9 protein-coding genes are annotated in these 11,738 nt (G+C 43.8%); 5 read left to right on the top strand and 4 right to left on the bottom strand.

Annotated elements, in window-relative coordinates:
* Nucleotides 1-25: 25 nt before the first annotated feature.
* From aceE to ampD, 4 genes are all read right to left on the bottom strand, one after another.
* A complete protein-coding gene (aceE, locus tag ACAY30_RS02340; RefSeq protein ID WP_290252434.1) occupies nucleotides 26-2,698 on the bottom strand; it encodes a pyruvate dehydrogenase (acetyl-transferring), homodimeric type in 2,673 nt (890 codons plus the stop codon).
* A gap of 117 nt (nucleotides 2,699-2,815) precedes the next feature.
* On the bottom strand, nucleotides 2,816-3,589 hold the full coding sequence (pdhR, locus tag ACAY30_RS02335) for a pyruvate dehydrogenase complex transcriptional repressor PdhR (protein ID WP_290252433.1): 774 nt from the start codon (nucleotides 3,587-3,589) through the stop codon (nucleotides 2,816-2,818).
* 529 nt (nucleotides 3,590-4,118) lie between these two features.
* Nucleotides 4,119-4,964, bottom strand: coding sequence for a regulatory signaling modulator protein AmpE (gene ampE / locus ACAY30_RS02330; protein WP_290252432.1), 846 nt, complete (start codon nucleotides 4,962-4,964; stop codon nucleotides 4,119-4,121).
* A 225-nt stretch (nucleotides 4,965-5,189) separates the two neighbouring features.
* The gene (gene ampD, locus ACAY30_RS02325; RefSeq protein ID WP_371190241.1) at nucleotides 5,190-5,771 is read right to left on the bottom strand and encodes a 1,6-anhydro-N-acetylmuramyl-L-alanine amidase AmpD; all 582 of its coding nucleotides are present in this window, start codon (nucleotides 5,769-5,771) and stop codon (nucleotides 5,190-5,192) included.
* Nucleotides 5,772-5,813: 42 nt separating this feature from the next.
* Between ampD and ACAY30_RS02320 the strand changes: the two genes are divergently transcribed.
* The 5 genes from ACAY30_RS02320 to ACAY30_RS02300 all read left to right on the top strand — a co-directional run bounded on the left by ACAY30_RS02320 (nucleotide 5,814) and on the right by ACAY30_RS02300 (nucleotide 11,663).
* Nucleotides 5,814-6,329, top strand: coding sequence for a TIGR02281 family clan AA aspartic protease (locus ACAY30_RS02320; protein ID WP_290252431.1), 516 nt, complete (start codon nucleotides 5,814-5,816; stop codon nucleotides 6,327-6,329).
* A gap of 185 nt (nucleotides 6,330-6,514) precedes the next feature.
* Nucleotides 6,515-7,408, top strand: coding sequence for a carboxylating nicotinate-nucleotide diphosphorylase (nadC, locus tag ACAY30_RS02315; protein ID WP_290252430.1), 894 nt, complete (start codon nucleotides 6,515-6,517; stop codon nucleotides 7,406-7,408).
* Between the two features lie 655 nt (nucleotides 7,409-8,063).
* Nucleotides 8,064-8,495: a prepilin-type N-terminal cleavage/methylation domain-containing protein gene (locus ACAY30_RS02310; RefSeq protein ID WP_290252429.1), complete on the top strand. Its 432-nt coding sequence runs from the start codon at nucleotides 8,064-8,066 to the stop codon at nucleotides 8,493-8,495.
* Nucleotides 8,496-8,589: 94 nt separating this feature from the next.
* Nucleotides 8,590-10,290 carry a type IV-A pilus assembly ATPase PilB gene (gene pilB, locus ACAY30_RS02305; RefSeq protein ID WP_290252428.1) on the top strand — a complete coding sequence of 567 codons (1,701 nt, stop codon included), beginning with the start codon at nucleotides 8,590-8,592 and terminating at the stop codon, nucleotides 10,288-10,290.
* 128 nt (nucleotides 10,291-10,418) lie between these two features.
* On the top strand, nucleotides 10,419-11,663 hold the full coding sequence (locus tag ACAY30_RS02300; RefSeq protein WP_290252427.1) for a type II secretion system F family protein: 1,245 nt from the start codon (nucleotides 10,419-10,421) through the stop codon (nucleotides 11,661-11,663).
* Nucleotides 11,664-11,738 lie beyond the last annotated feature (75 nt).

The raw sequence follows: 11,738 nt of genomic DNA, 5'->3' as shown, positions 1-11,738 counted from the left end.
TGCCTATCTTACGCTAATTGCTTAATTAAGCGTAAAGCGGGTTAATTTTGTCAGCATCAATACCAAAGTCGTTAATTGCTTTGGTAACTACATCCATTGAGATTTCGCCGCGCTGCGCCAATTCATACAATGACGCAACAACAATGTAGTGCGCGTTCACTTCAAAGTGACGACGCAAGTTAGCGCGAGAATCTGAACGACCGAAACCGTCAGTACCTAACACTCGGTAGTCGGTGTCGATAAATGCACGAACTTGATCTGAGTAGGCTTTTACGTAGTCAGTAGCTGAAATCGCAGGGCCAGCATCTTTGCTGATAACCGTGCTGATGTACGGCACTTTTGCTTCGCTTTCTGGGTGTAGCATGTTCCAACGCAAGGCTTCTTGACCGTCACGAGCCAACTCGTTGTACGAGGTTACTGAGAACACGTCAGATGAAATAGCAAAGTCTTCGGCTAAGATACGAGCCGCTTCCCTTACTTGCAGTAAGATAGTACCTGAACCCATTAGCTGAACATTGGCTTTGGCGCTACCGTTGGCCTCAACGCGGTCTAGCTTGTAGATACCTTTGATAATGCCATCTTCAACGCCTTCTGGCATTGCAGGGTGCTGGTAGTTTTCATTCATTAGCGTTAAGTAGTAGAAGATGTTTTCATTTTCTTCGTACATACGACGCAAACCTTCGCGCACAACTACCGCTACTTCATAGCCGTACGTTGGATCGTAGGTTAAACAGTTCGGGATCAAACCCGCTTGTACGTGTGAATGACCATCTTGGTGTTGTAAGCCTTCACCGTTTAGTGTCGTTCGACCCGCTGTTGCACCTAATAAGAAACCACGCGCTTGGCTATCACCAGCTGCCCACGCTAAGTCGCCAACGCGTTGGAAACCAAACATAGAGTAGTAGATGTAAAACGGGATAGTCGTTGCATTACACGTTGAGTACGAGGTACCAGAGGCTACCCAAGATGCCATTGCACCTAACTCGTTAATACCTTCTTGTAAAACTTGACCTTTCTTATCTTCGCGATAGTAAGCAACTTGGTCTGAATCTTGTGGTACGTATTTTTGTCCTTCGTGAGCGTAAATACCCACTTGACGGAACAAACCTTCCATACCAAAGGTACGCGCTTCGTCTGGAATAATTGGCACAATGCGATCGCCAATTTTCTTGTCTTTTAACAACGCATTTAACACGCGAACAAAGGTCATAGTAGATGATACTTCACGCTCACCACTGCCTTTGGTAATTGCTTCAAACGCTTTTAGCGATGGGATCTCTAAACTTTCATCAGCCTGTTCACGACGTGCCGGCAACTGACCGCCTAACGCTTCGCGACGAGCGCGCATGTATTGCATTTCAGGGCTATCGTCAGCAAAGCGGAAGAATGGTAAATCTTCGATTTGATCATCAGAAATTGGCATATTGAAACGATCGCGGTATTGCTTGATTGATTCAATATCCATTTTCTTAACGTTGTGAGCAACGTTTTGTGCTTCACCTGATTGACCTAAACCGTAACCTTTAACAGTTTTAGCTAAGATTACCGTTGGACGGCCTTTGGTCTTCATCGCTTTGTCGTAAGCAGCGTATACTTTTACTGGATCGTGACCACCGCGGTTTAAGCGCCAAATGTCATCGTCTGACATGTTAGCCACTAACTGTGCCGTTTCTGGGTATTTGCCAAACCAATTTTCGCGAGTGTACTTACCGCCTTTGGCTTTACAGTTTTGGTATTCACCGTCAACCGTTTCGTTCATTAGCTGTAATAACTTGCCTGAGGTGTCGCGAGCAATAAGTGGATCCCAGTAAGAACCCCAAATAACTTTACACACTTCCCAACCAGCACCGCGGAAGGTACCTTCAAGCTCTTGAATGATTTTGCCGTTACCACGCACCGGGCCGTCTAGACGCTGAAGGTTACAGTTGATAACGAAACACAAGTTGTCTAAGCCTTCACGCGCTGCCAAGCCAATAGCACCTAATGATTCTGGCTCATCAGTTTCACCGTCGCCTAAGAAACAGTAAACGCGCTGACCTGAACAGTCTTTGATACCGCGATCGGTTAAGTACTTAAGGAAACGAGCCGTGTAAATTGCTTGTAGCGGACCTAAGCCCATTGATACCGTTGGGAACTGCCAAAAATCTTGCATCAAGTGCGGGTGTGGGTACGACGACAGACCTTCGCCATCAACTTCTTGACGGAAGTTGTCCATTTGCTTTTCAGTCAAACGACCTTCTAAGAAAGCACGTGCGTAAATACCAGGCGAGATATGACCTTGGGCAAAAATAAAATCGCCACCGTCTGCAGGGCTAGCAGCTTTGAAAAAGTGGTTAAAACCAACATCGTATAACGTCGCACTTGATGCAAATGAACCAATGTGACCACCTAACTCTAAGTCTTTCTTAGAAGCACGCAATACCAACGCCATCGCATTCCAACGGATCGCGGCGCGAATACGCGCTTCAATCGTTTGATCAGCTGGCATGTTTGGCTCTTGCCCAGGAGGAATGGTGTTCACGTAAGCCGTTGTAGCGTCAAAAGGTAAATGTGTACCACCACGACGCGCGCGTTCGATCAACGACTCAAGAATGTGATGCGCACGCTCTGGCCCATCTTGCTCAAGAATAGCGTCTAATGACTCTAACCATTCTTGCGTTTCTTGTGGATCGATATCGTGATTGATTTGATCAGTCATAACGATGTTTTTCTCCAATTTCACGCCTTTGTTATTAAAGGACGTAATAAATGTATAAGTTGCCTTAAAATGTAGTCGAAAATAACGACAAACCTTAATTTTAAAGGCAGTAAACGTTTAGCGAGTTTGTAAACGACGCAAACTGCGTGTCACCCGCGAGTTTTCTTGTGCCAAATTAAGCATAACCTCTTCGATGTAGGCCAAATTTTTGTGACTTGCCCCCCATGCTTTGTTGGGTTCGCCACTGATAATGCTTTCCATAAGGCGTTTTCGGTAATGCGCAATGCGCCCTGGTACATCAGGGCGCTTGGCTAATACCTGTAAATTTTTTTCAATATTGTCAATCAGCAAGCCACTCATTGCTCGTGCTAATTGCAAAATGACCGCATTGTGCGATGCTTGGCAGATAGCGAGATAGAACTCAAATACGCTTTCGGCTTCGGCGCGAAAGTTTTCCTGCAGCGCCGTATTTTCAATGTGGGCAACGCTAATTGCTTCGTATTTTTCTTCGATGACTTTAAAGTCGTCTTTGGTACCGCGCATGGCCGCATAATACGCCGCCATCCCCTCTATACCGTGGCGAAACTCAAGCAAATCAAATTGCGATTCACCTTGTTGTGCCATCAGCGCAAACAGAGGATCGGACAAGCCTTTGAGCAAGTCTTCACTAACAAAGGTACCGCCGCCTTGGCGACGATTAACTAAACCTTTCGCCTCTAAATTTTGAATGGCTTCGCGAAGTGATGGACGAGACACGTTAAACTGACTAGCAAGTTCGCGCTCCGGTGGCAATTTTTGCCCGGCACGTAAACTACCTTCGCGGATCATCTCCTCTAACTGAGCAGTGATCACATCCGACAACTTCGGTTGTTTTATCTTTTCGTAAGCCATTGATATTAATATAAGCCTTGTGCTTTTCGCCTGCCTTACCAAAGTGTCTGCTCGGTGCCAAAGCAAAATTGTTGCTTTAAAGCCGCAGAACACTGATGGTAAATTGGTATTACCAATTTTACAAAACCAGCCGTTAAAATAACAGATATAATGGCTTATGTAAAATCATTACAGCTACGACCAGTATAAATATGCATCTAAAAACATTGTATTAACAAGCGTAAAGTAGTTAGAAAACACCATTGGTAAGACCAATAAATTCCGACTTAGATAGCGGTTATCGCAAGTATTAAGCGACCGAAAGCCAATCAATAATAGGTAAGGGTCAGCGATTAACCGTCAGGCTGATTGAAAGTACCTTAATAGTCAGCCTAGCTAACACTATAGATGTCATTGCCAAACTTGCCACTGCACTAATGCACATGTCTACGCAGCTCACAGCCACCATGTATAACAATATAGTTATATAGGTGGCGCTGTTGGTAACTGAAATAAGGGGATAAGGTATAGCGAGCGGTGCGCCGAGCAACTAGTGCACGGCGCCGGCAAGGGTGAGAAAAGCAACGGCTGCGAGTAACAACATCACATTGCGCTTGGCAAGGCGAACCAAAAAGCTTGGCTCAGAGGTGTAGTCACCGTCGGCAACGGTAATTTCTTCCGACTGTTTGGCAACATCACACAAGTACTGGCGATTGCTTAACTTGCTGTTTAGCAAGCCTTCTAACCAAGTACTTAGCGCTCGTGAAAAATGACCTACCAACATGTAACCAAAGGCGACAAAGCGCACCGGAATAAAATCGATAATCGCCAATAGTGAAGCCGATTTTTGTTGTGCTTGTTCAGGTAAAACCAAGTCGTCATTGTCATGTCGAATACTGGTATTAGCCGCCACGAGTAAACGATAAAACACCACCGCGGCAATGCCAAAAAATACAAACAGAATCATCACCGCCATATAATAGCGATAGTTTAACCAAACTAGGGTTTGACCAAAGGTTTCGCCATCAAAACTTTGCTCCCCCTGTAGTTGCATTTGCTGATGCGACATGGCTACATCGTCACCGCGCATTGCGGCATTTAAAAAGTGTTTATAACCATTTCGCGCAGTTTGACAGCCTATACATACCATAAGTATCGCGGTTGACAGCAAAAACTCAATAACGGCGCTGTCGATAAACTCAAGCACAGCCCATAACGCCAACGCGGGCAATACGGCAAAGGCGAGTAAATTGCCACGGCTTTTGCAAATTTCGCCCTTTGACACAAAGCGGCGAACAAAACGAACATAAGCGCGATAATACACGTCAAAATGCCAACGTTGCGACATCAATACGCGCTCGGCGGCAAGGGCAAAAAGTAAACTGATCAAACTCATATAAAAAACCGTCGTTGGTAACCTTGTTAACATTGCTATCGTCTGAGCGAACAGCTCAAAGATAACCGATACAATTTAATAACTTAAGGTAACAATACAATAAAAAAGCAGTATATCAATATACGCGAAACATTCACAATCCCTTACACTCGTCTCGCCTACACAAAGCGCCAATAAGGCTTAGCACAACAGCTAAACGCTCCTGTACAGGTTCACTGTCGCTAGTTACGTATGCTTAGCAGAGAGTGTGCGCCTGAAACAGTGCCAGTCAAAACTTTGTCCCGGATCGGTTTTTCGCCCCGGCGCAATATCACAGTGCCCAGTGATACGTTGTTCAGTAATATCGGGATAATGGGCCTGTATCGCCTGAGTAATGGTTGCTAGTGACGCGTATTGAGCATCAGTATACGGTGCAGTATCGGTGCCTTCGAGTTCAATACCAATGGAAAAATCATTGCACTTTTCCCGGCCTTGAAAACAGGACACGCCTGCGTGCCACGCCCGTTTGTGAAACGGCACATATTGGATAACCGAACCATCGCGTCGCACCAAAACATGCGCCGATACCTTGAGTTGATAGATATCAACAAAATAATCGTGCTCGGCTGGATTTAATCGCCCCATAAATAAATCGGTTATATACGGACCACCAAATTGTCCCGGCGGCAGTGAAATATTGTGAATGACCAATAAACTGATGTCGCTATCTTCACGATCATCACAATAGGGGGAGGGTTGGTGTTCAATCGGAATGCAAAAATTATCGAGGTCTAACCAACCGTTGTTGATCTTCATGGTCTCAACCATCATAGTATCTAATAGGATTTCTTAAAACTGATACCATAGCCTATGAGCGAATTTGATGACAATAAAAAAATGGGCAAAGCCATGATGTGGATTGCATGGGGCCTGTTTTTTGTGCTGATGTTTTGGTTTTTTCAAGGGGTATTGCAAAAGCAACACAACCCCAATCAGCAACCACAAATGAATTTAACCCAAGACGGTCGCAGCGAGGTTACGCTCGAACGCAATCGCTTTGGCCACTACCTTACCAACGGCTCTATTAACGGTAGCGACGTGGTGTTTTTGCTCGATACCGGTGCCACTAACGTATCGATTCCCGCCAGTCTTGCCGACAATTTAAATCTTCCTATCATGGGCTACCATTACGTGCAAACCGCCAATGGCAGTGTCCAAGTGCAGCAAACCGAAATTGCCGAATTGAGTATTGGTAACATTATTTTGTATAATGTCGCCGCAAACATAAACCCAGGGATGAAAACAAACGAAATTTTACTGGGTATGAGTGCACTTAAACAGCTAGACTTCAGTCAAAGTGGTAAATATTTAACCCTGACGCAGTAAGGCTGTAAGGCGATAAGCTGTAAGCGAAAAGCTGTTAGCCGCAAGCGATAAGACGCTAGAGCTGCAAACACGATAAATAAAAAACAGCCAATGCCGTACTAGGCGATAAGAGTTAGCAAAAGCACAGATAGTCGCTACAAACACTTTATTAATTTAGAAAACACAACAATTACCGAGATCCCTCTATGTCAGAGCAAACCCTGTCAATCAGTCCACAGTTACAACAAGACATTCAAGCCACTGTTGCTTGGGCACTCGCCGAAGATCTCGGCGCAGCACCAGGTCAATTAGCCAAAGCAAGCGATGATATTACCGCCGAACTCATCCCCGCTGAAAACCAAGCAGTGGCAACGATTATTTGCCGTGAAGATTGTGTGATATCAGGTGTTGCCTGGGTTAACGAAGTATTTCAACAACTCGACCAAGGTCGAAACGACAACACCCAAATTACTTGGTTTGTACAAGATGGACAAACGGTAAAAGCCAACACCACCCTGTGCGAATTACAAGGTAATGCGCGCATCTTATTAACAGGTGAGCGCACGGCGTTAAACTTCTTACAAAGCTTATCGGGCACTGCCACCTTAACCAGCCGCTATGTTAAAGAGCTAGAAGGTGGTCACACCAAGTTGTTGGATACTCGCAAAACCTTACCGGGATTGCGCAGTGCACAAAAGTATGCGGTAACCTGTGGCGGTGGCTATAACCATCGCATTGGCTTATTTGACGCCTACTTAATCAAAGAAAATCACGTTAATGCCTGCGGCGGGATTAAAAATGCGGTTGCTACGGCTAAAGCCAATCACCCGGGTAAAACCGTAGAGGTTGAAGTAGAAAGCTTAGACGAATTAACACAAGCGCTAAACGCTGGTGCCGACATTATTATGCTAGATAACTTTACCATAGAGATGATCGAGCAAGCGGTACAACTTACCCAAGGCAAAGCCAAGCTCGAAGTCTCTGGCAATATGACTCTAGAAACATTAAAAGCCTATACTGCCGCCAAAGTCGATTTTATTTCGGTAGGCGCGCTTACCAAACACGTGCAAGCCATTGATTTGTCGATGCGCTTTGTTTAGCTAAGGGTTTATAACCCAGCGTTTTAACTCAACATGTTAATTAAACGTTTTAATTAAACTTTTGATCAACCGGTATACCCAACTCGCAAAATAGTTTTGTATAAACACACTCATTGCCAAGTACCTAAACAGCCAAGTACCTAAACAGCCAAGCACCTAAAAGCTCAGACGGCAATGAGTGCTACATGCATAGCAATAGAACCAGAGGTAACAGCCCTCTATGGTCGTTCACAAATAGTGCACGAATAATGCAAGCCCATTGGCGTTGCTACTATACCTATAAACTATGCCTGTATAGTACGCTTGCAGCATACGCCTTTAGCGCATATCTGTAGTATGTGTCTGTAGCGTAGGACTGTAGTATTAAGAGTGAGTTTGAATTTAGGTGTAAATGATACTGATACCCTACTTAAATGAAAATCTATTGGCCCCCCCAATAACAAATTAGAAAAAATTTGAAAAAACATTTAAAGTCTGCGTCATGTAGCAAAACTGTATATTTTCTGGGCTAAAGGGGTAAAAGCGCTGTAAGAAAACAATAAAAAACAAACTTTTTCAACTTTTTCATCAATTTATATTTTACTTTTATGAATTTCTGATCCATATTAGCCAATAGCCCCCATAACAATAAATATATATTTAATGGAACTTCATTATGAAAACTATTCAAAACAATAAAGGTTTTACCCTAATCGAATTAATGATCGTTGTTGCGATCATCGGTATTTTGGCAGCGGTAGCATTACCTGCATATCAAGATTACACGCGCAAAGCTCGTTTTTCTGAAGTAACAACTGCCGTTGGCTCTGTAAAAACAGCTGTTGATCTATGTGTTCAAACAGGTGGTACGGCTTGTCACACACCAGGTACGAATGGCGTTCCTGCGGATAACACAACCGCAACATCGAACTTATCATCAGTTGTTTTAACAGGTACAGCTACTGCTCCAGTGATCACAGGTACTGGTACAGCTGCTGCTGGTGGTTATACTTACATAGCTACCGGCGCTGTTGCTAACGGTAAAGTAGCTTGGACCTTCACTGGTTCGTGTGTTGCTGCTGGTGCTTGTGACGTTAATAATGGTTAATTAAAACTGTTTTTAAAAAGCCCCTTTTTGGGGCTTTTTTTATGGCTGAAATTAGGTACACTGTAGTTATGAATAATATAAGAATGTAATCGTTATGAAAGGGATTCAGCGTCAATCAAGTATTCTTTCAGCCGTAGTAAAACACGAGTTGATATCGAGAGCCAAAGCGACCGATATATATGGTGAGTGCCAAAAAACAGGGCGCTCTGTGGTTGATTATTTAATTAATAAAGAAAAGCTATCTGCGCTTGAATTAATTGGCGTACTGTCAAAAAGCTTTGGTATACCGGTAGTCAACCTTAAAAAGCTCGATTTAACCCTATTACCCGATGGCCTTCGCAACGATAAGCTGATTCAAAAACACCGCGCTTTACCGCTGTATTTACGCGGTGGTATTTTATATGTGGCGGTATCCGACCCAACCAATGTTGATGCTCTTGAAGAGTTGCAATTTAATACCGGCTATAGCACCGAAATGGTGCTCGCTGATGACACAACCTTAAACGCTACCATTGAATCGATACTAGAAGACGAACAATCAGCACTTGATATTAGCGACTTAGATGCCGATGAGCTTGGCAGCATAGCGGTTGAAGATACAGAAAAGCAAGACGACGATCCGCAAGGTGGCGAAAACGACGCCCCTATCGTGGTGTATATTAATAAAATTTTGCTCGATGCGATAAAAAAAGGTGCCTCTGACTTACACTTTGAACCGTTTGAGAAAAAGTTTCGCATTCGCTTTCGCGTTGACGGTATTTTAACAGAAGTCGCCACTCCACCGGTAAATCTTGCTAGTCGAATGACCGCCCGTTTAAAGGTTATGTCAAAGCTAGATATTGCCGAGCGCCGTGTACCGCAAGATGGTCGCATTAAACTGGCACTAACCAAAAATAAATCGATTGATTTTCGTGTCTCCACCCTGCCTACCATGTGGGGCGAGAAAGTGGTAATGCGTATTTTAGACTCTTCAAGCGCCGAGCTTGGCATTGATATTTTAGGTTACGAAGAAGACCAAAAAGCTTTGTATTTAGATGCGCTATCAAAACCGCAAGGGATGATTTTGGTCACTGGGCCAACAGGTTCTGGTAAAACGGTATCGCTTTATACCGGTTTAAATATTTTAAATACAGAAGAACGCAATATTTCTACCGCCGAAGACCCGGTAGAAATTAATCTTGAAGGGGTTAATCAGGTACAAATTAACAACAAAGCCGGCTTAACCTTTGCCGAGGCGTTAAAGTCGTTTTTACGACAAGATCCCGATATTGTTATGGTCGGTGAAATACGTGATTTAGAAACTGCAGAAATCGCCATTAAAGCGGCGCAAACCGGTCACTTGGTATTGTCTACCCTACATACCAATTCAGCCGCCGAGACCTTGACTCGTTTGTTAAATATGGGCGTGCCATCTTATAACGTGGCAAGCTCAGTCAGCTTGATTATTGCCCAACGCCTTGCGCGCCGATTGTGTAACCACTGTAAGGAGGTAGACGATACCTCGCCGCAAGCGTTAATTGAACTCGGTTTTAATCCTGATGAAGTAAACGATATCACCATCTATAGACCCAAAGGCTGTGACGAATGCACCAAGGGTTATAAAGGCCGTGTGGGGATTTACGAAGTAATGAAAATTAGTGAAGAAAACGCCAAGCTGATTATGGATGGTGCCAGCTCGTTAGATATTGCCGAGCAAGCGCAAAAAGAAGGTTATAATAACCTGCGCCAGTCGGCTTTATTAAAAGCCAAAGCCGGGGTGACCAGTTTGGCTGAAGTCAGTCGAGTGACGGCTTAAAACAAGGCTTTAAGACTATAAAGTGGTAAGGCTGTAAGCGATAAGTCCTAAGCTATAAGCGGTAAGCGCAAAGTAAATCTGTGCGAAGATTTAAAACACAACGCAAATAACAATAAGGTATAAATTTCATGACTGTTGCAACCCCACAAGAAAAAACGGTTAAACCTAAAGCACTAGATACCTTTCAGTGGGAAGGGGTTAACCGCAAAGGTAAAAAAATAAAAGGCGAGCTTGCTGCCACCAACGCAATTGAACTCAAAGCCCAGCTGCGCAAACAAGGCATTACCCCGTTAAAACACAAAAAGAAGAAAAAATCACTGCTTAGCAGTGGCGATAAAGCCATTACGCCTGCCGATATCGCAGTAATATCGAGACAAATCGCTACCATGCTAACCGCTGGTGTACCATTAGTACAAACCATCGAAATGATCGGTAAAGGCAACGACAACGGTAACATCCGCCAACTGTTAGGTGACATCGGTAATAAAGTTCAATCTGGCTTACCACTATCAGAGTGTTTGCGCGACCATCCAAAATATTTTGATGACTTATATTGTGATTTAGTGCAATCGGGTGAACAATCAGGTGCCTTAGAAGCCATTTTTGGTCGTATTGCCTTATACAAAGAAAAGGCCGAAGCGTTAAAATCAAAAATTAAAAAAGCGCTATTTTATCCAATTGCGGTACTGATTGTTGCAGCAATTGTTACCTCAATTTTGTTAATATTTGTGGTACCAACCTTTGTTGATATTTTTGCTAGCTTTAATGCTGAACTACCTGCTTTCACTTTGTTTGTGGTTGGTATATCTGATTTTATGGTCGCCTATTGGTATATCGCCCTCGCTGCTGTTTCTATCGTCGGCTGGTTATTCAAACGTGCACATTTAAACAGTCAACAATTTCGCGATAAAGTGGATGCCTACGTATTAAAGATACCAGTTATCGGTATGATTTTAGATAAGGCCGCGGTAGCCCGCTTTGCCCGTACCCTATCAACCACATTTGCCGCTGGTGTCCCTTTAATTGACGCCCTTGACTCGGCTGCTGGAGCCTCAGGCAATGCGATATATCGCGAGGCGATAAAAGAGATTCGATCTGAAGTATCTGCCGGTATGCAAATGAACCTTGCAATGCGCAACGTGAATATATTTCCCGATATGGTAATTCAAATGGTGACGATAGGTGAAGAATCGGGCGCCCTCGATGATATGCTAGCTAAGGTAGCCACCATTTACGAGCAAGAAGTAGATGATGCCGTTGATGGCTTAACTGCGCTACTTGAGCCAATGATCATGGCGGTTTTAGGCGTAGTGATTGGTGGTTTGATTATTGCCATGTACCTGCCGATATTCCAAATCGGTGCCGTAATTTAAGCAGTTTGTACATTTTTCACACTGCAAATAACAAAAGCCGAAGTTAAGACTTCGGCTTTTTTAAGTATTAATAAC

Source organism: Thalassotalea ponticola (assembly GCF_041379045.1).
In the GTDB taxonomy this organism is placed as follows: Bacteria; Pseudomonadota; Gammaproteobacteria; order Enterobacterales; family Alteromonadaceae; genus Thalassotalea_A; species Thalassotalea_A ponticola.
Note: the sequence above shows the minus strand (reverse complement) of the source record. Positions and strands in the feature narration are given on the sequence as shown.